Raw genomic sequence first — 21,739 nt, 5'->3', positions numbered from 1 at the left:
AAACTATAATCAGTAGAAGATTTTCCTCCCTCTTGAACTTAAAGACAATATAAAAAACTTTCTTCCGCTAATGGGAAGAAAGTTTTTTCAACATTTTATAATTCGGCATGGCAATTCCTTTTCGCTCCACGGACTGTTTTTTAATAACCTGGTACCCCCGCTCTTCAAAAAACGGCTTGGCTGTGAGGCTCGCTTCCGTACTGATTGCCTGAAGCTCCCGTTTCCCAGCCTCTTGTTCAAGCAAATCAGCGAGTTTCGAAGCAACGCCTTGCCGCTGATAATTTTTATGGACATACAGGCGGTTCAAGTAGCCGGTTGTTGCCATATCGCAGAAACCGGCAATCGTACCGTCGATGTCAGCCACATAAGTTATATTCCGCCTCAGAGATTCTCCCCATACCGCTTCTTTTTCCATTCGTTCTCCAATTGGTGCCCAAGCTGCCAATTGTTCCTCAGAATAATCCGCCGCATTGACTTCATGAACCGTTTCATAGAACAACGAAACAATCTCTTTCACATCCGCATCCCGGAACTTTCTAATGACGATATTCTGTTTATTGACTATGCCCATTATTTCATTTAACTCTTCAATGATGTAATCCGCTGCTGCGCCGCTCCACTGCGGATCTTTTTTCCAGATTGTTTTCATGCCCACGCTTTTCGCAGCTAACACATCATTGTCCGGATGGTCTCCTACATAAAGAGTCTCTTCCGGTTTTGTGCCAAGCTCCGCTAATGCTTTCATGAATAGCCGGGGATCTGGTTTTTTCATGCCTTGCCATTCGGAAATCAATATAACGTCAAAATAATGTTCAATCCCTAATGCCTGTATCGCATCCAGTTGGAATTGGCCCCGGCCGTTTGAAATGATGCCCATGTGCATCGGCTTATCCTTTAATTCTTCCAGCATGGACTTTAAATGTGGAAAAGGCACACAATGCTGTTTAAAGACATTCAAGTAATCAGCCAGCAGCTCTTCCCAGGTGATGCCCTGAAGCTGGAATTCCTTCACCAGCTGCTGGTAAACCCGGTCTTTCCAGACCATTCCCCGGGTGTCCAGTTCGATAAAGCGCTCCATATACTGATGTTTCGGAATAAAATCCAATTGCGGCTTTAATCGTTCATACTGTGAGTTAATAAAAAGCTTTAAAGAAGCATCCCGATTTAACAAGGTGCCGTCCAAATCAAAAACCACCGCTTTAATCATATAGCCTTCACATCCAGTGCAATCTGCCGCACTTCACTTAACTTCATGTCTTCAAAAGCCAGGCAGTAAACAGCCGGCATCCCAAGCTGCTGCCAGAATTGAAAACCATAGCGGCTGTCAAAATAACTCATGATCAGCACCATGATATTGCCATGCGTTCCAATGGCAATGCGTTCTCCTTCATAATGCCGAAGGATCTCCAGTACTTCTTTTACGCCGCGCGCTCTTGCCGTTTGATTTGATTCGCCGCCTTCAAAGGCGAACTGTTCGTCTTCCCATGCCTTTAAAATAGCGCTCTGGAAATCAGCAGCCGGTTCACTGCTAAGTAAACGTTCACGAAAGCCATCCAGCAGTTCAATTTCTACGTTTATTTCCCGGGAAATACCTTCCACAGTCTGTATCGCTCGCTTGTAGGGACTTGAGATGACCCTGCTGATCTTTTCTCCTTTCAGCGCCTCTGCCACTTTCTTAGCATCTTCTGCGCCTTTTTCCGACAAAGGCCGCCCCAATTCATCCGGCGTATAATCGGAATGGGCATGCCTGACAAAATACAAATGAGTCTGCAATTTCATCTCCTGCTTCCATTGTTCAGCTGTTTGTAAAAATTCAATGACTCTATCAAGAACTGCCGATCAAAACCGGTTTTTTGTCCGATTCTGTCCACCCATTCTTCTATTGTGGCAACGGGTTTATCCGGAAAAAGACCTTCCGTTGTACTTAGAAAACTTTTCCAGTTGTCGAATTCCCAGTGTGCCGTTTCATTTTTATAAGAAAGCCGCACTTCTACAAGTGGCTTTGGATAGACATGATTTTGTGAAAACTCACCCGCTTGCCAAAAATCCGTTTCCATTACTGGTTGGGTGTCATACGTTTGACGCGACTGTTTTCCGTTTGGACGATGATAGATGATTTCCACTTCGTTTTGCCGCGCCAGAATCTGTACATCAGCAGCAGGGTAAAAACCGCTTAGTTTATCTCCCATATACGCATCGTCTCTGCCTTCAATCAGCACCGGTTGCAGCCATTGATCACCGAGGTCGCATAAATAGCGGTTGCCTTTTCTATCAAGCGCGATGAGTGCCGCATGCGCTTCTTCCGTTCCCAATTCATTGCCTATGGGATAAGCCTTAATCCCGGCTTTTTTAAATTCATCCAATAGCCAAAGGGCCAAATCAAAACAATTGCCGGTTATCCCGTACTGCGCTTTATGTTCTTTCATCAACTCTACGCTGCGCTGCTTTTTGTCTTGCGATCGTGAATAATACCAGGCTTTCGTCAATGTCTCCATCGGAAAATCATGAAATTTGCTCCATACAGCTAAAATTTCTTCAGGGGCTTTCATCTATTACTCACCTTCTTTTTCAGCTTGCTATTCTAATTCGATTTTTATTTAGCCGATTCCTTCACTATTTCAGGAAAAATAAAACCCAGCAGTTGGCTAAGCAACTGCTGGGTTTCTCTGTTTTTAATTATTCGTTTTTCAATCCGTATGAGTAGAACTGGTTTCGACCAGCTGTTTTAATCCTTCAAACATTTGGCCCCATCCTTCTTCGGATTGGGTACTGTATTCGGCTTTTGCTCGTTCAATATCTTCTTCTGTCCATACTTCTTCATGCAGAACAACGATTTCCTGAGAAAAAGTCATTTCGCACATTTCCTGAACTGGAGAGATGAAAACTCTGATGACATCTTCCGTATCACTGAATTGGGGCATTTTGAAGGTGAACACCAGCTTATTCGGCTTTATGATGTCTACGTATTCTCCGATTGCCCGGTAATCGACGCCGTCCCGGTGATCGACAATCTCCCAAGTGCCGCCAAGGCGTAGATCGCTCTTAGCAACTTTGTTGGTCGATTCCTGTGTAAACAACCATTTTTTCATCATTTCCGGGTTGGTCCATGCTTCAAATACCGTTTCTGATTTTGCATTGAAACGACGGGCCATATTCAAAGTTACAGTTGAAGTGATTGCCATTTTGCTCATCCTCTCCAAATCAAGTAATGTACAAATAGTTGAAGCACTTCTTGCTCTTTACTGCCACTTTACCCCAAAAGTTTTTTTCAGGCAATATAATCTTCTTTTGGAATATCGTTAACTTCTCTTTTTGTATAATAGCGGCCTTTAGTCAAAACAGCCAGAACGACTGTCAAAATGGCAGCTAAGATAGCTGCAAAAAACGCTGCTGTACTTTGCAGGAATAAGCCGAAATATCCGAGTGCTGCAATGGTCCCCAAAGCAGTTGGCACCAAGAGCGATACCACGCCGACAGGATTCCATTTATATAAATTCCTCTGCCTAGACTCATAATAGCCAGGCCCGATTTTCAGCATTTTCTTTACAACAAGCGCATCGGTCACCAATATGGATGCCCAAGTCATAAGCGCTACGCCTTGGAAAGTCATGGCTACACCTAAATGATCTACAATGCCGCCAAGCATCAGCATGATGGCAACAATGCCTGAAACCACTACCCAGAAGCGTCGGCCCGGTGAAAAGTTGAACATATTTTCAAAGAAACTCGACAATGACAACGAACTGCTATAGATATTCGTGATGTTAATGCGCACTTGAGTCAGCATCGTAAACAGCACACCGCCAAGACCTAATAAGACAACGATATAAACACCGGGATTGGATTCACCCAAAGTAACGCCAAACCAGATGCCAAGGCCACCCATTACCCCGAAACAGAAAATCTGTGGAATAAATCCGATGGCGATTGAACCGATTTTTATATCTTTTGGTTTTAAGAAACGTGCGTAATCAGAGGCGATCAAAGCAGTCAGCCCCATGATGCCGTGTTGCATACCTATGCACAACAGCAGCGCCGTTCCGCCTATTTGAACCCCTTCAGGCATGTAGGTCCAGAAACTTCCTTCATACAGAGAAGGGCGATTAAACGCTACCACAATAGCAGCGATTAAAAACAAACCAAAAATGGGCAAAGACCATTTTTGCAACTTATCCAATTGCTTGATGCCAAACCAGTTTAACGGAATGACGATTGATCCAAAGATGACGATCAGGGCCCACACGGGGATTGCGGGGAAAAATGCATGGACAGCTGCCACAAGTATCATGCCTTCAAACGCACAGTACATGATAAAGTTGGAAGCGTAAATTAACGAGGTTAATGAGGCGCCGATATAACCGAATCCTCCGCGGGATAATAAGTTGACGTTCATGCCGGATTTAGCCGACAGGTACACAATAATCGTTCCAAGTATTCCTGCTACGATAATCGCGTAGATAGCTGAGATAATGGCATTGGCCGCTCCGAATTGCAAAGCCATGACACTTCCCATCTGAAAATAAAAAATAGCGGTAGCAATCCCGAATGTAATATTGGTGATGCTTAACCAGCCCATTTTCCTTTCCTCTCTTGGCACACGGTCAAATGTGTAATCTGCAGTTTTTTCTGGTTTGTGTTTGTTTACAAATTCTTTTTCTTTCAATCTTTGATCTGCAGTAATGTCAGATCTCATAAAATCATCTTCCTTTCTTTCACAAATATTTGGTTTTTCATCTCGAACAACATGTTTTAAGCAAAATAAATCATACTGCTTTATCCTAATTGACAAGCAAAGACTGTTTAGTAAGTATGCGGTTGATGAAGGAAAGTTTTTGTTATTTCCTTGCGGGGCGAGCGGGAGTTTTAGGGAGGATAAAGCAGGCTTAAAACCAGCATTCAAAATAAAAAAAAAGATGAATTCCGCCCATCAGCAACAGTTGCTGAAACGGGTGAATCACTTCCTTTTATATTTTAACATAATTTTTGTTTTCTTGTAGTTTTTATAGGCAAACTCATTCAAAGGGTCTATTCAATATCCATTAATTTGATTTTTTCTAAGAATAGAAAAATGAAGGATTTATTATTATTTTCATATAATTATTTCCAGCTTTCACTTAAACAAAAATATAAAAAATGCCACTTACGGCATAATGTCGTAAGTGGCGTTTAAAGAACTTATTTTATTCAACCGTAACCGATTTCGCCAAGTTACGTGGCTTGTCTACGTCACAGTCGCGGTGAAGCGCTGCGTAATAGCTGATCAACTGCATCGGAATAACCGATACAAGCGGGGACAGCAATTCATGGACTTTCGGAAGAACTAAGCTATCGCCTTCTTCTTGCAAGCCTTCCATAGAAATGATGCAAGGATTTGCACCGCGAGCCGCCACTTCTTTAACGTTTCCGCGAATGCTGAGGTTAACCTTTTCTTGCGTTGCAAGCGCAATAACCGGAGTGCCTTCTTCGATTAACGCAATCGTACCGTGTTTCAGTTCGCCTCCAGCAAAGCCTTCCGCTTGGATATACGAAATCTCTTTCAATTTCAATGCGCCTTCAAGGCCTACAAAGTAATCCATGACGCGGCCGATAAAGAAGCAATTGCGTGTAGTTGAAAGGAAATCGCGGGCAATTTGCTCCATTTCTTCTTTCATGTCCACTTGTGCTTGGATTGCATTCGCTACAATTCCCAGTTCCTGCACCAAGTCAAAGCCGATGTCGATGCCTTTGGACTCTGCAGTTACCGCAGCCAGAATTGAAAGAACAGCAATTTGTGCTGTATATGCTTTTGTAGAAGCGACTGCGATTTCTGGTCCTGCATACAATAACAATGTGTAATCTGCTTCACGTGAAAGTGTAGAACCGGCTACGTTGGTGATAGTCAACGACGGATGCCCCAATTTCTTGATCTTCACCAATACCTGGCGGCTGTCAGCAGTTTCTCCTGATTGGGAAATAAAAATAAACAATGGTTTTTCTGAAAGAAGCGGCATGTTGTAGCCAAATTCGCTTGATACATGCACTTCTACTGGAATTCCTGCCATTTTCTCCAAGTATTCCTTGCCGATCAATCCAGCATGATAGCTTGTTCCTGCAGCGATGATATGGATACGATCCGCATCTTTCAATGCTTGGATGATTTCAGGCTGGATCGTTAATTTATCATCTGCGCCTTGGTAAGCTTGAATGATTTTGCGCATCACTGCCGGCTGCTCATCAATTTCTTTCAGCATATAATGAGGGTAGGTGCCTTTTTCAATATCGCTCATGTCGATTTCAGCTTTGAACGGCTGGCGGCTAACTTTTTCGCCGTCCAATGTCAAAATATCCACGCTGTCTTTGCGCACGATGACGATTTCTTTGTCCATCAATTCCACGAATTGATCTGTGATTTGAAGCATAGCCATGGCATCACTTGCAACGACGTTAAAGCCATCTCCAAGTCCCACTAGCAACGGGCTTTTGTTTTTCGCGACGAAAATTGTATGCTCTTCTTCAGCATCCAATAAAGCGATAGCGTATGAACCCTTTAGCAAAGTCAATGTTTTGCTGAATGCTTCCCGAGTTGTCATGCCTTCTGCTACAAATTTGCCAATCAATTGTACAATGACTTCTGTATCTGTGTCTGATTCCATTTGCACTCCAGCCAAGTAATCGCGCTGAATGTGATGATAGTTTTCGATCACTCCGTTATGCACCAATGTAAAACGGTCGTTTTCATTTTGATGAGGGTGAGCGTTTACGCGATTCGGTTTTCCGTGAGTGGCCCAGCGTGTATGGCCGATTCCGCTTGTTCCAACCACTTCATCTTCCACTACTGCGCGCAAATCAGCAATGCGCCCTTTTTCTTTGAATACCGTAATGCCTTTGCCGTTGCGTACAGCAATCCCTGCTGAATCGTAACCTCGGTACTCCAATCTTTCCAAACCTTTTAAAAGAATTTCTTTTGAATCATTTTCTCCAATATACCCGACAATTCCACACATAATCTAATTCCTCCATTTTCCTATAAGTCAAAATGAGCGTTTGCCCATTTTGGCAAACACTTGTCATGAGCCCATCCGCATCGTTGTACAACTGATCACTCAACTGCTTTAAATGCTGGATATTACGACCGGGCTTCGCGGCCGGGAGGTATCCGCCGAAATCTCGATACTCCTCCTCCTCGTCTACTCGGAATTGATTTGTCCATCCGATTTCCCCAGTACTGGCGCTTTAACTGTTTTCCTTGTACGCATTACTATCCCCCTTTTTTAGCGGCCTAAACCTAGGCAAGTTTATCATACCTTTTCGTTTAACGCACGTCAATAAAATCTTATTAAAATTACTCCTTATAATACCAAAAAACCGGTTCAAAAGCCGTCTAGCTTTTGAACCGGTTTCTTATACTAGTTTAAGCCCATTTCGGCTCTTACTACTTCAGCAATTTGCTCAACATATCTCTCGCAGTCTTCTCCAGAAGCTGCTTCCACCATGACCCGGACAAGCGGCTCTGTGCCAGAAGGACGCACTAAGACACGGCCATTTCCATTCATGTCGCTTTCCACTTCAGTGATGACAGCAGCCACTTTTGAATTCTCTGTAACAGCATGTTTATCCGTTACACGGATATTGACAAGCTTTTGAGGAAAAATTGTCATTTCTGCTGCTAAATCGGATAATTTTTTGCCCGTAACTTTCAGGATATTCACCAGTTGAAGACCGGTCAACAAGCCATCGCCTGTTGTATTGTAGTCTAAGAAGATGATGTGGCCGGACTGCTCGCCGCCAAGGTTGTATTCGTTTTTCTTCATTTCTTCTACGACATAGCGGTCACCAACAGCTGTCTGCTTGCTTTCCATGCCGTGCTCTTCCAATGCTTTATAAAAGCCCATATTGCTCATCACAGTCGACACAACTGTATTTTTCTTTAGCCGGCCTTCTGAATGCAAATGTTTCGCGATTATGTACATAATCTGATCGCCATCAACGATTTGGCCTTTTTCATCCACCGCAATCAAGCGGTCGCCGTCGCCGTCAAATGCCAAGCCGATATCCGCTTTTTTAGCGATAACCAGTTCAGCCAATTTTTCAGGGTGGGTTGATCCTACTTTATCGTTAATATTCAAGCCATTCGGAGAAGCGCCCATTGATGAAATGTCCGCATCCAAATCAGCGAATACATGCGTTGCAAGAGAAGATGTTGCTCCATGTGCGCAATCAAGTGCCACATGGATGCCCGTGAACTCTTCATCCACAGTCTGTTTCAAATACTGGATGTACTTTTGGCCGCCTTCAAAATAATCGGTGATGCTGCCTAAGTCTCCTCCAGTAGGGCGCGGGAGTGTATCTTCTTCGCCATCAAGCAATGCTTCAATTTCCAGCTCCTGCTCATCGGATAATTTAAATCCATCCGAACCAAAAAATTTAATGCCATTGTCTTCTACCGGATTGTGTGAAGCTGAAATCATGACGCCTGCTTCTGCACTCATCACACGCGTCAAGTATGCTACTCCAGGAGTGCTGATAACGCCAAGGCGCATTACTTCTGCTCCAACAGACAGGAGTCCTGCCGCAAGTGCCCCTTCAAGCATTTCTCCTGAAATCCGGGTATCCCGGCCAATTAATACTTTAGGCTTTTCTTTCGAGCTTTTCGTTAAAATATATCCGCCAAAACGTCCTAATTTAAATGCCAGTTCAGGTGTCAATTCACTGTTCGCGACGCCCCGCACCCCATCAGTTCCAAAATATTTTCCCATTCTTTTCTCTCCTTCAATCTATAGCATTATCTCGCTCCATTATACATGTTCCATCCCAAATTCATATCCTCGCCTTAGCATTACGAAGAAGAATTCTCTGATACTTCTGGTTTTTCCACTCCGTCAGGCGCTTCAACTGTCTCATCCACTGTAATTTCAGCTTCCACTGTCATATCAGCCGGAGTGACGGATGTAGTCCCTTTCGGTGCTTTCAACTCCGTTTCTATCGTTGTATCTGTCGGAGTAATGACGCCGGTATTTACTTCCACCACGTACTCATTCAATGGATCAACTGCATTCTTCGGACCGTATACCCGAACAGTTTTGCTGGATGGAATAAGCTCGTCAATCCTTATTCCGGTTGGCGGTGTTCCATTCTCTTTGATAACAACTGGCACTTCTTTGCTGTATTCCTGTATTTCAACCGAAACCTTTACCACTTCAGGTTCAATCTCTACATTTTCAAGCTTTGTCAAATCGTTTGCGAGTACCCGGACCCGGGCTTCTGTTGTAAACGATTCATTAACTCCCTGCTCACCTGTAACAGTGGCTTTTACAAAACTGATAGCATCAATCACGCTTTTCGGCCCTGTGACAGTGACGCTATTTGGATCCGCTGTAATTTCCTCCAACACAAACCCTTCTCGCAATAAGCGTTCATTCATTTCAGGGTCAATGCGGAACTCCTGTGTGACCCGCTCTTCAATCGTAATGTCCACAAACGCCGGATTAATTTGAACCCGCAGCTGTTCCGAAAAATTTTCAGTCTGGATTGGCACGCGGTGTTCACCAATCGTCATATTGCGCAAATCCACAAACAATGTAAAATCCTTCAGTTGCCGTGCAGTTTGTACAGTACTTGTAGGACCTGAAATTGTTAAATCCACTGTCTCAGGCAACCCACTGACCATCAAGTTGGTGTCCCCATAAAAAACCTCAAGCTCTACGTCTTCAATTTCTTCGGTTATCGTGCCATTATTCGCTGAATTTACAGCGTCTTCATCTGCTTTAACCGAAAAGAACAAAAGAAATGCCAGCAGGAGGGCCATAATCCGCAAAAACCAAGGGCTGTCCATCAATTTATCCATTTTTTTTCCCCCTCCAGTTCCATCGGGAAGAATCAGCTGGCTGCTGGACGGCTCCAAACCAGATTCGGCGCAATTTCACTTCAAAATCTTCGAGTGACAAATTGCGATGCAAATCTCCGTTTGCCGTAAGGCTGATTGCACCCGTTTCTTCTGACACAATAATCGTAATAGCATCAGTCACTTCACTGATTCCGAGTGCTGCACGGTGGCGGGTTCCAAGTTCTTTTGAGATAAAAGGACTTTCTGACAACGGTAAATAGCAGGCAGCAGCGGCAATTCGGTTTTTCTGCACAATGACAGCACCGTCATGCAATGGGGTATTTGGAATAAATAAATTGATCAACAACTCTGATGTAATGTCTGAGTTCATCGGGATACCGGTCTCTATATATTCACTCAAGCCCGTTTCCCGTTCAATAGAAATAAGCGCACCAATCCGGCGTTTCGCCATATAACTTACGGATTTTGACATCGCCTCAATCAACCGGTTGCGTTCAGATTCCTCATTCAGCTGGCTGCTTGAAAACAGTTTGCCACGGCCAAGCTGTTCAAGCGCCCGCCTCATTTCTGGCTGAAAAATAATAATAATTGCCAGGAAGCCCCAATTCAACACTTGTTGCATGACCCAGCCAAGTGTTTCCAAATTGAGTGCTTGTGTAATCAGATACGCAATGACGATAAAAAATATTCCTTTTAATAACTGGACCGCTTTCGTCCCTTTAATAATCGTAATCAGCTTATATATAACGAACCATACTAATAAAATATCAATGACATTTACTAAAAGTTCGAGTGGTGTCTGGTTTGTTAAGTTCTCCAAAAACGGCATCTGCAACCCTCGCTTTTCCACATCTGCATATAAATCAGTATATCATAAGTAAATTCTCCTTGCCTTCATTGAAAAAACCTATCCTTCAATGAGGATAGGCTCTACTTTTCATTCTCTTTATCGCCTGCGTTGAAAATGGAGGCAGCGTCTTTAACGCCATCTTTAATCGTAAACCAAAGCCACTCGAAGGCTTTATCAATTTCTTCGATTTCTCCTGTAATCACGCCAGAAGAAGCCATATACTGACCATTGACAATAGTCGCGTCGCCGTGCAATTCGCCTTCTACACGCAAATCGCCATTGCGGATCGTCAAATCCCCGGTGACCACTTCGCCTTCAGGGACCACCACTGTTTCACCTTCTACAACTAAATTAGGCTGTTTTGTGAAAGCAAACTGCTGATCATTATTGAAATTCGAGAACAAAGTTGCGCTCATCAGCAAACAAAAAAGTGCGGCAGCTGTTAGCAGCGGGTGTTGTCTGATCCAGCGCTGGATTCCGATGCGCTGCCTTTCTTTTGGCAGCCGTTGCATTGTCTTTTGAACAAAATCAGATGATGCTTGTATATGTGATGCACTTTGGACAAATGCGATCGTTTTGGTTAACTCGTGGTATAGTTTCCGGCAGTCGATGCAGCTTTCCAAATGCTCTTTCAGAACAGCTTCATCAGCGGGGTTAAGATCCCCATCTAAATAATCGTCCATGAAATGGATGATTTTTTCCGGACACGTATTCATGGTGCTCGCCTCCTACAAATTGCTCAATTGCTTCCGAAGAGCTTCTCTTCCCCGGTGTATCCGCGTTTTCACGGTACCTAGCGGCAAATCCAAAATTTCGCTGATTTCCGCCAGCGGCAATTCTTCGATGTACTTTAATACAATAGCGGCACGGTACTTATCTGGCAAGCGGCTTATCTCGTACTGCACCCGCTCCTGCACTTCCATCCGCATCAATTCTTCTTCAGGAAGCTGGTCATCGCTGGCAATAGACGAGTACATGTTCAAGCCTTCCGTCCCGCGCACTTCCGCATCCAGATGAAAGTCCGGCTTTTTTTTGCGGATCCGGTCAATGCATAAATTCGTGGCTATACGGTAAAGCCATGTCGAAAATTTGCGGTTTTGATCGAATGTATGAAGATTCACATAGGCACGCGTAAACGCTTCCTGTGCAATGTCTTCTGCCTCATGCTTATTGCCAAGCATGCGGTAACAGATTTGGTAAAGTTGATGCTGATACAGCTCAACGATTTCGGCGAATGCGTTCTGATCGCCTTTTAATACTTTTTTTATTCGTTTATTGACTAACGCATCCATGATCTCATTTCCCTCCGCCTATGCGGCTGTCTTTTATATACGGATTGCTTTTCAAAAAGTTTCATTTATTTTTTCTCTTTCTATCGTACCAAATTCACGTCAAAAAAATCCAACTTATTTCCAGATAGTTTACCTTTAGGCATATAAATAATAAAAACGTATTAAAACACAAAAAAAACAGGCTTTCGCCTGTTTTAGAGTGTTACAGTAATTTTTCGCCAAGCAATGAACCGATAAGCGCAACTGCTACGTCCGCAGTCCGGTTTTTTTCATCAAGAATCGGATTCACTTCTACAAACTCAGCAGAAGTAATAATTTCGGCATCATGCAGTAATTCCATTGCCAAATGGCTTTCCCGGTAAGTGATGCCGCCTGGAACCGGCGTCCCAACCCCTGGAGTATACATCGGATCAATACCATCTAAATCAAGTGATAGATGTACGGCATCTGTCCGGCGTTCTTCTTTTAAATATTGAATTGCATCATCAATTACAGCATTCATTCCCATTTTATCAAGTTCATGCATGCTGTAGACGCGAATGCCGCGCTCTTTGATCAATTCGCGTTCTCCTGGATCGACAGAACGGGCACCAATGATTACGATGTTTTCCGGCTTCACTTTTGGTGAATACCCACGGATATTCGTTAATTGTTCATGCCCAAGCCCAAAGCTGGCTGCTAAAGGCATTCCATGAATATTGCCGGATGGTGATGTTTCACTTGTATTCATATCAGCATGGGCATCATACCAAATAACACCCAAGTTTTCGTGGCGTTCAGAAATGCCTGCAAGCGTCCCGATTGCAATGCTGTGGTCTCCGCCAAGAACGAGCGGAAAATTCCCTGCTTCTGCAACTTCAAACACTTTTGCTCCTAACGCTTCAGTAGCATCTGTAACCACTTTTAAATTGCGCAAATTTGTATCTGTATCAATGGATCCGTCTGCATGGCCGATTTGGATGTCCCCTTCATCTTTCACCGTATGCCCTAAGTTCTCAATCCGTTCCACAACTCCTGCATAGCGGATAGCACTTGGCCCCATATCGACTCCACGGCGGTTTTGGCCATGGTCCATTGGAACTCCTATAATAGAAACGTTTAATTTATTCATTATTTTATCCCCCTTATCAAGATGAATCTATTGTACCTGCTAAGGAAGCATTGGCTCAACCAGACAAAATCAAGTATATTTATTCATTATTATTTCTAATCTGTTTTTTATAGCCGGCCATTCCGATTCAATAATCGAATAAACTACCGCATCTCTCGGCTTTCCGGTAGAGCGAATCCGTTCATTGCGGAGCGTTCCTTCTTTTACAGCTCCTATTCGCTCCAGCGCTTTCTGTGAAGCGATATTTTCAGCATCCGTTTTAAATTGCACACGAATCATGCTCTGCTCCTCAAAACAATAGCGGAGTAAGGCGTATTTAACAGCTGTATTCACATGAGTCTGCTGGGCAGCTTCTGCATAAAATGTAGAACCAATTTCACAGCTTTTATTCGCTTCATCGATTGCATAAATGCGGGTCGTTCCCATAATTTTTCCTGTATTCGGATCTTCCACCACAAAAACCATTGCATTGGGTGCTTTCAGACCTGATTCCAGCCATTTGACAAGCTCTTCATAGCTTTTTACTTTCGTCAGCATATGTTCAAAAATCCGGGGCGTATACAACTCCCATAGAGCTTTAAAATCTTCTCGTTCTAATAATCTTAAGCGAATATTCGGCCGTTCAATTATCATGTCGCATCTCCTTTTCAATTAAAGTAAACCGATTGAATTCTTCTTAAAAATTCTTTCTCAAGTTCTCCAAATTCTTTTGCCAAAAAATAAGTGGAGACGGTCGGCAGCGGAAACAAATCAAAATGGGCATCCATTAAACGCCCTTCGATCAATTCCCGCCGGACCATCGATTTCGGCAAAAAGGATACTCCAAGCCCTTCTTGGATAAAGCGTTTTGCAATATGGGCTTGCGTAACTTTCATCGTCCGTATGCCGGTTACATGGAGACGCAATTTCAATAGCAATTCATCCCAATAAGCCGGATGGTGATGGGTAAATAAAAAAGTGGACTGCAGCGCTGCTTCCCCTGATACAGCAGGACCAGTTTCATCGTCGTATGCATCCCTCGGCAAGATAAAAAGAATCGGATCGCTGTAAACTGTCTCATGGACAACGTTATGGCGTTTAGGAGGCAAGGCAGAAATACCAGCCGATACTTGTTCCATTTCGACTAGACCTTCAATCAGCTCCGACTCTTCCACTTGAATGACCAGTTCCAAATCCGGGTGGTCTTTCGTAAATGATTTTAAAATATATGGCAAAATGGTTTCCGCCATTAAAGGAGAAATGGCAAGTGTCCATTTTTTCCGATAACCCTGGCAAACGCTTGGAGTTCTTCTACACTTTGATCAAGCTGCGCCAATATAAGTTGGGCTTTTCCGTAAAAATGGCGCCCTTCTTCTGTTAATGCAACCCGGTTCTTTTCCCTTTTGAATAACAAGAGGCCTAGACTTTCTTCTAACAATCGAATATGAACTGTTACACTAGGCTGGGACATCAACAATCGTTCAGAGGTTTTTCTGAAATTCAGCGTTTCAGCAGCATCCACAAAAGTTCTTAGCCAGGATATTTCCATACTGTTCTCCTTTTTTAATTAATAATTTGAATTGTTTTAATTATATATCTTTAATTTTCATTATCAATAGTTAGCAGTATGATAGAAAAAAAGGAGGAATTAAAATGTTTCAGAAAGGATTAAAGGGAGTCACAGCTGTTCAGACAAAAATCGCTTCTGTCGATGGGGAAAAAGGAGAATTGCGCTACCGCGGCAAAGAGGTGGACGAAGCGATACAGGGGAAATCATTTGAAGAAGTGGCTTATTTCTTGTGGCATGGCCACAACGCTTCGGAACAGGAACTGAAGGAATTGAAAAGCCAACTCCACAAGCATCGCCAGATCCCTGTTCATATAAGTGAAACAGCAAAGCTTTTACCTCGAGAAGCTTCATTGATGGATGGCTTGCGTACCTTAATCTCCGCATACAGCCATGATGACTTTACCCGCTTGCCGATTGAAGAACAAGCAATAGCATTAACTGCAGCCTTCCCTGTGCTGACAGCGCTTCTTTTCCGGTTAAAGCTGAAAGAAGATTTTATTGAGCCGCGCAGTGATTTAAGCCATACCGCCAACTATCTATGGATGATAAACGGAAAACTGCCAACTGAAGCGCAGACAGAAGCATTGGAGACTTATTTGAAGTTAACGATGGAGCACGGAATGAATGCCTCTACCTTTGCGGCACGGGTTACCATATCGACAGAGTCGGACCTTACTTCCGCTATCACTTCTGCCATCGGTACCATGAAAGGCCCTCTCCATGGAGGGGCGCCTTCCGGAGTAATTGATTTGCTGGAAGAAATTAACGTTCCTGAACAAATTGAATCCATCATCTTAAAGAAACTGGAAAACGGTGAAAAAATCATGGGTTTTGGCCACCGTATTTACCGCACCGAAGATCCACGTTCGATTATCCTAAGAGAAAAATGTCTCGCTTTACAAGGAGCCGATCCATGGCTAGATTTAGCTGTGGCAGCAGAAAAAGAAATTATTCGCCTCCTGAACCAGCACAAACCCGGCCGAGCGCTTTACACGAATGTAGAATTCTATGCCGCTGCCATCATGCGTTCGATTGCGATGGCACCTATACTTTTCACTCCTACCTTCAGTGCGGCCCGAATCGTCGGCTGGACAGCTCATGCTATGGAACAGCAACAAGATAATGTGATATTTCGGCCGCAATCGGAATATATCGGTGTATAAAAAAAGCCCGTATCCAATAAATTGGATACGGGCTTTTTACACATGGATAGTACAAATACACATGGAACAATGGAGCCTAGGGGGCTCGAACCCCTGACCTCGACGCTGCCAGCGTCGCGCTCTCCCAGCTGAGCTAAGGCCCCGCGCTGAACTGGCGCAGGAAAATAAAATGAGCCATGAAGGATTCGAACCTTCGACCCTCTGATTAAAAGTCAGATGCTCTACCAACTGAGCTAATGGCTCAAAATAAAAAATGGCTGGGGTACCTGGATTCGAACCAGGGCATGACGGGATCAAAACCCGTTGCCTTACCGCTTGGCTATACCCCAATGGCAAATATAAAACTGGTGGTGGGGGGCAGATTCGAACTGCCGAACCCGAAGGAGCGGATTTACAGTCCGCCGCGTTTAGCCACTTCGCTACCCCACCGAAAAAATATGGTGGAGGATGACGGGATCGAACCGCCGACCCTCTGCTTGTAAGGCAGATGCTCTCCCAGCTGAGCTAATCCTCCACTTTAAATATAAAGAATGGTGACCCCTACGGGATTCGAACCCGTGTTACCGCCGTGAAAGGGCGGTGTCTTAACCGCTTGACCAAGGGGCCTTAAAAAAAAGTGTTTTTCCCGTTTACAGAAACCTTATAAAACAAAAGCTTCCAACCGGGTTCGAACCGGTGACCTCTTCCTTACCATGGAAGCACTCTACCTGCTGAGCTATGGAAGCAAGGCAAAAGAATCATTACGGCATAAAAAAACATAAAATGGCCCAGCAATGTCCTACTCTCGCAGGGGGAAACCCCCAACTACCATTGGCGCAAAAGAGCTTAACTGCCGTGTTCGGGATGGGAACGGGTGTGGCCTCTTTGCCATCATCACTGGACATGAGTGCTTGCGCCCTCAAAACCGGATATGCGACAGTTGAAACAAACAGTTTGGTTAAGTCCTCGATCGATTAGTATTCGTCAGCTGCACGCGTCGCCGCGCTTCCACCCCGAACCTATCTACCTCATCGTCTTTGAGGGATCTTACTTGCTTGCGCAATGGGAAATCTCATCTTGAGGGGGGCTTCGTGCTTAGATGCTTTCAGCACTTATCCCGGCCACACATAGCTACCCAGCGATGCCCCTGGCGGAACAACTGGTACACCAGCGGTGTGTCCATCCCGGTCCTCTCGTACTAAGGACAGCTCCTCTCAAATTTCCTGCGCCCGCGACGGATAGGGACCGAACTGTCTCACGACGTTCTGAACCCAGCTCGCGTACCGCTTTAATGGGCGAACAGCCCAACCCTTGGGACCGACTACAGCCCCAGGATGCGATGAGCCGACATCGAGGTGCCAAACCTCCCCGTCGATGTGGACTCTTGGGGGAGATAAGCCTGTTATCCCCGGGGTAGCTTTTATCCGTTGAGCGATGGCCCTTCCATGCGGAACCACCGGATCACTAAGCCCGTCTTTCGACCCTGCTCGACCTGTCCGTCTCGCAGTCAAGCTCCCTTGTGCCTTTACACTCTGCGAATGATTTCCAACCATTCTGAGGGAACCTTTGGGCGCCTCCGTTACTCTTTAGGAGGCGACCGCCCCAGTCAAACTGCCCGCCTGACACTGTCTCCCACCCCGATCAGGGGTGCGGGTTAGAATTTCAATACAACCAGGGTAGTATCCCACCGACGCCTCCCCCGAAGCTGGCGCTCCGGGCTCAAAGGCTCCTACCTATCCTGTACAAGTTGCACCAAAAGTCAATATCAGGCTACAGTAAAGCTCCACGGGGTCTTTCCGTCCTGTCGCGGGTAACCTGCATCTTCACAGGTACTATAATTTCACCGAGTCTCTCGTTGAGACAGTGCCCAGATCGTTACGCCTTTCGTGCGGGTCGGAACTTACCCGACAAGGAATTTCGCTACCTTAGGACCGTTATAGTTACGGCCGCCGTTTACTGGGGCTTCAGTTCGCACCTTCGCTTGCGCTAAGCACTCCCCTTAACCTTCCAGCACCGGGCAGGCGTCAGCCCCTATACGTCACCTTACGGTTTGGCAGAGACCTGTGTTTTTGCTAAACAGTCGCCTGGGCCTATTCACTGCGGCTCTCTCGGGCTTTTCACCCTACCAGAGCACCCCTTCTCCCGAAGTTACGGGGTCATTTTGCCGAGTTCCTTAACGAGAGTTCACTCGCTCACCTTAGAATTCTCTTCTCGCCTACCTGTGTCGGTTTGCGGTACGGGCACCTCCCGCCTCGCTAGAGGCTTTTCTTGGCAGTGTGAAATCAGGGACTCCAGGGCATACGCCCCTTGCCGTCACCGCTCAACGTTATGGAAATGGGATTTGCCTCATTTCCCGCCTCACGGCTTGGACGCGCTCAACCAACGGCGCGCTCGCCTTATCCTTCTGCGTCCCCCCATTGCTCAAACGGCGGGGAGGTGGTACAGGAATATCAACCTGTTGTCCATCGTCTACGCCTATCGGCCTCGACTTAGGTCCCGACTGACCCTGAGCGGACGAGCCTTCCTCAGGAAACCTTGGGCATTCGGTGGACGGGATTCTCACCCGTCTTTCGTTACTCATACCGGCATTCTCACTTCTAAGCGCTCCACGAATCCTTCCGGTTCCGCTTCAACGCCCTTAGAACGCTCTCCTACCACGGACATCGTTGATGTCCATCCACAGCTTCGGTAATCCGTTTAGCCCCGGTACATTTTCGGCGCAGTGTCACTCGACCAGTGAGCTATTACGCACTCTTTAAATGATGGCTGCTTCTAAGCCAACATCCTGGTTGTCTAAGCAACGCCACATCCTTTTCCACTTAACGGATATTTGGGGACCTTAGCTGGTGGTCTGGGCTGTTTCCCTCTTGACTACGGATCTTATCACTCGCAGTCTGACTCCCAAGCATAAATCACTGGCATTCGGAGTTTGTCTGAATTCGGTAACCCGGGATGGGCCCCTAGTCCAAACAGTGCTCTACCTCCAGGATTCTCAATCTTGAGGCTAGCCCTAAAGCTATTTCGGAGAGAACCAGCTATCTCCAGGTTCGATTGGAATTTCTCCGCTACCCACACCTCATCCCCGCACTTTTCAACGTGCGTGGGTTCGGGCCTCCAGTAAGTGTTACCTTACCTTCACCCTGGACATGGGTAGATCACCTGGTTTCGGGTCTACAACTGCATACTCATTCGCCCTGTTCAGACTCGCTTTCGCTGCGGCTCCGACTTCTCATCTTAACCTTGCATGCAATCGTAACTCGCCGGTTCATTCTACAAAAGGCACGCCATCACCCATGAACGGGCTTTGACTAGTTGTAGGCACACGGTTTCAGGATCTGTTTCACTCCCCTTCCGGGGTGCTTTTCACCTTTCCCTCACGGTACTGGTTCACTATCGGTCACTAGGGAGTATTTAGCCTTGGGAGATGGTCCTCCCGGATTCCGACGGAATTTCACGTGTTCCGCCGTACTCAGGATCCACTCAGGAGGGCACGCCTTTTCGGCTACGGGGCTGTTACCCAGTGTCGCGGACCGTTCCAGGTCGCTTCGCCTAACGCGTGCTTTTGTAACTCCGTATTGAGTGTCCTACAACCCCAAGAGGCAAGCCTCTTGGTTTGGGCTGTTCCCGTTTCGCTCGCCGCTACTCAGGGAATCGCATTTGCTTTCTGTTCCTCCAGGTACTTAGATGTTTCAGTTCCCTGGGTCTGCCTTCTCATGTGCTATGAATTCACACATGGATCCTGCCCCATTACGGGCAGGGGGTTCCCCCATTCGGAAATCTCCGGATCAATGCTCACTTACAGCTCCCCGGAGCATATCGGTGTTAGTGCCGTCCTTCTTCGGCTCCTAGTGCCAAGGCATCCACCGTGCGCCCTTTCTAACTTAACCAAGTTGGTTACCTAGAAAGTCGACCGATCACTCGGTCTCATCACTTGTGTTGCTTGTTTCGTTTGTTTCAATGTCGTCATATCCAGTTTTCAAAGAACAAGTTGTTGAAAGTCACAAAAAAAGGCATCGCTGCCAAGGTGTGAACCTTCAAAACCGAACGCAAAACGTCAACCGGAACCGGCAGGTTCCGTTCCGAAAGAATCCTTAGAAAGGAGGTGATCCAGCCGCACCTTCCGATACGGCTACCTTGTTACGACTTCACCCCAATCATCTGTCCCACCTTCGGCGGCTGGCTCCCACAAGGGGTTACCTCACCGACTTCGGGTGTTACAAACTCTCGTGGTGTGACGGGCGGTGTGTACAAGGCCCGGGAACGTATTCACCGTGGCATGCTGATCCACGATTACTAGCGATTCCGGCTTCATGCAGGCGAGTTGCAGCCTGCAATCCGAACTGAGAACGGTTTTCTGGGATTGGCTCCCCCTCGCGGGTTGGCGACCCTTTGTACCGTCCATTGTAGCACGTGTGTAGCCCAGGTCATAAGGGGCATGATGATTTGACGTCATCCCCACCTTCCTCCGGTTTGTCACCGGCAGTCACCTTAGAGTGCCCAACTGAATGCTGGCAACTAAGATCAAGGGTTGCGCTCGTTGCGGGACTTAACCCAACATCTCACGACACGAGCTGACGACAACCATGCACCACCTGTCACCGCTGTCCCCGAAGGGAAAGCCTTGTCTCCAAGGCGGGCAGCGGGATGTCAAGACCTGGTAAGGTTCTTCGCGTTGCTTCGAATTAAACCACATGCTCCACCGCTTGTGCGGGCCCCCGTCAATTCCTTTGAGTTTCAGCCTTGCGGCCGTACTCCCCAGGCGGAGTGCTTAATGCGTTAGCTGCAGCACTAAGGGGCGGAAACCCCCTAACACTTAGCACTCATCGTTTACGGCGTGGACTACCAGGGTATCTAATCCTGTTTGCTCCCCACGCTTTCGCGCCTCAGCGTCAGTTACAGACCAGAAAGTCGCCTTCGCCACTGGTGTTCCTCCACATCTCTACGCATTTCACCGCTACACATGGAATTCCACTTTCCTCTTCTGCACTCAAGTCCCCCAGTTTCCAATGACCCTCCACGGTTGAGCCGTGGGCTTTCACATCGGACTTAAAGGACCGCCTGCGCGCGCTTTACGCCCAATAATTCCGGACAACGCTTGCCACCTACGTATTACCGCGGCTGCTGGCACGTAGTTAGCCGTGGCTTTCTGGTAAGGTACCGTCAAGGTGCCGGCAGTTACTCCGGCACGGTTTCTTCCCTTACAACAGAGTTTTACGATCCGAAAACCTTCATCACTCACGCGGCGTTGCTCCGTCAGACTTGCGTCCATTGCGGAAGATTCCCTACTGCTGCCTCCCGTAGGAGTCTGGGCCGTGTCTCAGTCCCAGTGTGGCCGATCACCCTCTCAGGTCGGCTACGCATCGTGGCCTTGGGAGGCCGTTACCCCCCCAACTAGCTAATGCGCCGCGGGCCCATCCAGCAGCGACAGCGTGAGCCGTCTTTCCGTCGGCTCCCAGGCGGGAGCCGAACCTATCCGGTATTAGCCCCGGTTTCCCGGAGTTATCCCGAACTGCAGGGCAGGTTGCCCACGTGTTACTCACCCGTCCGCCGCTGAAAACTTGGAGCAAGCTCCAAATTTTCCGCTCGACTTGCATGTATTAGGCACGCCGCCAGCGTTCGTCCTGAGCCAGGATCAAACTCTCCATTATAGAAGAAATCGATTGCTCAATGTTCTGCTGGCGCGATTGCCGCACGAATGCGCACAATCTCGCTTGATCTGCTTGCGCTGATCAGTAAAGTTGCGCGGATCGCTTTGCGACGATCCCCGCAGAAAATTCGTTGTCGCGCCAAGGCGCTTCAACAATTTTTGTTGACGTTTTGCTGTTCAGTTTTCAAGGTTCATTGTGCGTCGCCGTTTTTGTTTGTGTTGTTCGTTGTTGCTTGGCGACTTTTATTATATTAAAGCATGTTTATATTCCTGTCAACACATTTAAGAAAGTTTTTTCTGAAGTTCTTTTTTCTTTTTGCTTTCC

Annotated in this window: 16 protein-coding genes, 7 tRNA genes and 3 rRNA genes; 1 reads left to right on the top strand and 25 read right to left on the bottom strand. The window is 46.3% G+C overall.

From position 1 onward, the window contains the following. Window positions 1-67: 67 nt before the first annotated feature. From QWY16_RS19330 to QWY16_RS00910, 15 genes are all read right to left on the bottom strand, one after another. Window positions 68-1,207, bottom strand: a complete 1,140-nt coding sequence (locus QWY16_RS19330) for a GNAT family N-acetyltransferase (RefSeq protein ID WP_367281327.1) — start codon at window positions 1,205-1,207, stop codon at window positions 68-70. Continuing rightward, entirely contained in the window at window positions 1,204-1,779 is a 576-nt protein-coding gene (locus tag QWY16_RS00975) for a histidine phosphatase family protein (protein ID WP_300990996.1), read from the bottom strand. The genes QWY16_RS19330 and QWY16_RS00975 overlap by 4 nt, the downstream gene beginning before the upstream one ends. After that, complete coding sequence (locus tag QWY16_RS00970; RefSeq protein WP_300990995.1) at window positions 1,776-2,549, bottom strand: hypothetical protein; 774 nt, start codon at window positions 2,547-2,549, stop codon at window positions 1,776-1,778. Before QWY16_RS00970 ends, QWY16_RS00975 begins: the two co-directional genes overlap by 4 nt. A gap of 138 nt (window positions 2,550-2,687) precedes the next feature. Beyond that, a complete protein-coding gene (locus QWY16_RS00965) occupies window positions 2,688-3,182 on the bottom strand; it encodes an SRPBCC family protein (RefSeq protein WP_300990994.1) in 495 nt (164 codons plus the stop codon). Window positions 3,183-3,268: 86 nt separating this feature from the next. Continuing rightward, entirely contained in the window at window positions 3,269-4,693 is a 1,425-nt protein-coding gene (locus QWY16_RS00960) for a purine-cytosine permease family protein (protein ID WP_300990993.1), read from the bottom strand. A gap of 487 nt (window positions 4,694-5,180) precedes the next feature. After that, window positions 5,181-6,983 (bottom strand): glutamine--fructose-6-phosphate transaminase (isomerizing), encoded by a 1,803-nt coding sequence (gene glmS / locus QWY16_RS00955; protein WP_300990992.1) that lies wholly within the window; start codon window positions 6,981-6,983, stop codon window positions 5,181-5,183. A 402-nt stretch (window positions 6,984-7,385) separates the two neighbouring features. Further along, entirely contained in the window at window positions 7,386-8,735 is a 1,350-nt protein-coding gene (gene glmM / locus QWY16_RS00950; RefSeq protein WP_300990991.1) for a phosphoglucosamine mutase, read from the bottom strand. Window positions 8,736-8,815: 80 nt separating this feature from the next. Then, the gene (locus tag QWY16_RS00945) at window positions 8,816-9,823 is read right to left on the bottom strand and encodes a CdaR family protein (RefSeq protein ID WP_300990990.1); all 1,008 of its coding nucleotides are present in this window, start codon (window positions 9,821-9,823) and stop codon (window positions 8,816-8,818) included. After that, window positions 9,816-10,652: a diadenylate cyclase CdaA gene (gene cdaA, locus QWY16_RS00940; RefSeq protein WP_300990989.1), complete on the bottom strand. Its 837-nt coding sequence runs from the start codon at window positions 10,650-10,652 to the stop codon at window positions 9,816-9,818. The genes QWY16_RS00945 and cdaA overlap by 8 nt, the downstream gene beginning before the upstream one ends. A gap of 101 nt (window positions 10,653-10,753) precedes the next feature. Further along, window positions 10,754-11,389 (bottom strand): anti-sigma factor family protein, encoded by a 636-nt coding sequence (locus QWY16_RS00935; RefSeq protein ID WP_300990988.1) that lies wholly within the window; start codon window positions 11,387-11,389, stop codon window positions 10,754-10,756. A 12-nt stretch (window positions 11,390-11,401) separates the two neighbouring features. Further along, window positions 11,402-11,965 carry an RNA polymerase sigma factor SigW gene (gene sigW / locus QWY16_RS00930; RefSeq protein ID WP_300990987.1) on the bottom strand — a complete coding sequence of 188 codons (564 nt, stop codon included), beginning with the start codon at window positions 11,963-11,965 and terminating at the stop codon, window positions 11,402-11,404. Between the two features lie 202 nt (window positions 11,966-12,167). After that, a complete protein-coding gene (gene rocF / locus QWY16_RS00925) occupies window positions 12,168-13,076 on the bottom strand; it encodes an arginase (RefSeq protein WP_300990986.1) in 909 nt (302 codons plus the stop codon). A gap of 69 nt (window positions 13,077-13,145) precedes the next feature. Beyond that, entirely contained in the window at window positions 13,146-13,709 is a 564-nt protein-coding gene (locus QWY16_RS00920) for a GNAT family N-acetyltransferase (protein WP_300990985.1), read from the bottom strand. Between the two features lie 14 nt (window positions 13,710-13,723). Continuing rightward, the gene (locus QWY16_RS00915) at window positions 13,724-14,290 is read right to left on the bottom strand and encodes a substrate-binding domain-containing protein (protein WP_300990984.1); all 567 of its coding nucleotides are present in this window, start codon (window positions 14,288-14,290) and stop codon (window positions 13,724-13,726) included. 14 nt (window positions 14,291-14,304) lie between these two features. Next, on the bottom strand, window positions 14,305-14,604 hold the full coding sequence (locus QWY16_RS00910; protein ID WP_300990983.1) for a LysR family transcriptional regulator: 300 nt from the start codon (window positions 14,602-14,604) through the stop codon (window positions 14,305-14,307). A 104-nt stretch (window positions 14,605-14,708) separates the two neighbouring features. On the opposite strand from QWY16_RS00910, the gene QWY16_RS00905 reads away from it, so the two are divergent. Beyond that, the gene (locus tag QWY16_RS00905; protein ID WP_300990982.1) at window positions 14,709-15,788 is read left to right on the top strand and encodes a citrate synthase/methylcitrate synthase; all 1,080 of its coding nucleotides are present in this window, start codon (window positions 14,709-14,711) and stop codon (window positions 15,786-15,788) included. A gap of 70 nt (window positions 15,789-15,858) precedes the next feature. On the opposite strand, the gene QWY16_RS00900 is transcribed toward QWY16_RS00905, so the two are convergent. The 10 genes from QWY16_RS00900 to QWY16_RS00855 all read right to left on the bottom strand — a co-directional run bounded on the left by QWY16_RS00900 (window position 15,859) and on the right by QWY16_RS00855 (window position 21,415). Next, window positions 15,859-15,931: transfer RNA gene (locus QWY16_RS00900), tRNA-Ala, on the bottom strand. Window positions 15,932-15,958: 27 nt separating this feature from the next. Beyond that, window positions 15,959-16,031: transfer RNA gene (locus QWY16_RS00895), tRNA-Lys, on the bottom strand. A gap of 11 nt (window positions 16,032-16,042) precedes the next feature. Beyond that, window positions 16,043-16,117: transfer RNA gene (locus tag QWY16_RS00890), tRNA-Gln, on the bottom strand. A 16-nt stretch (window positions 16,118-16,133) separates the two neighbouring features. Continuing rightward, window positions 16,134-16,217 (bottom strand) — tRNA-Tyr (locus QWY16_RS00885). 9 nt (window positions 16,218-16,226) lie between these two features. Continuing rightward, window positions 16,227-16,302: transfer RNA gene (locus QWY16_RS00880), tRNA-Val, on the bottom strand. 17 nt (window positions 16,303-16,319) lie between these two features. Next, window positions 16,320-16,394 (bottom strand) — tRNA-Glu (locus QWY16_RS00875). 46 nt (window positions 16,395-16,440) lie between these two features. Further along, a tRNA-Thr gene (locus tag QWY16_RS00870) sits at window positions 16,441-16,513 on the bottom strand. A 40-nt stretch (window positions 16,514-16,553) separates the two neighbouring features. Further along, window positions 16,554-16,669 (bottom strand): 5S ribosomal RNA (gene rrf, locus QWY16_RS00865). A gap of 52 nt (window positions 16,670-16,721) precedes the next feature. Further along, window positions 16,722-19,654, bottom strand: a 23S ribosomal RNA gene (locus tag QWY16_RS00860). A 208-nt stretch (window positions 19,655-19,862) separates the two neighbouring features. After that, a 16S ribosomal RNA gene (locus tag QWY16_RS00855) occupies window positions 19,863-21,415 on the bottom strand. The 16S, 23S and 5S rRNA genes sit together here with 7 tRNA genes alongside, the layout of an rRNA operon. Window positions 21,416-21,739 lie beyond the last annotated feature (324 nt).

This window comes from Planococcus shenhongbingii, assembly GCF_030413635.1.
GTDB classification, from domain to species: domain Bacteria; phylum Bacillota; class Bacilli; order Bacillales_A; family Planococcaceae; genus Planococcus; species Planococcus shenhongbingii.
The sequence above is the reverse complement of the archived record's forward strand: the minus strand, read 5'-3'. Positions and strand labels throughout refer to the sequence as shown.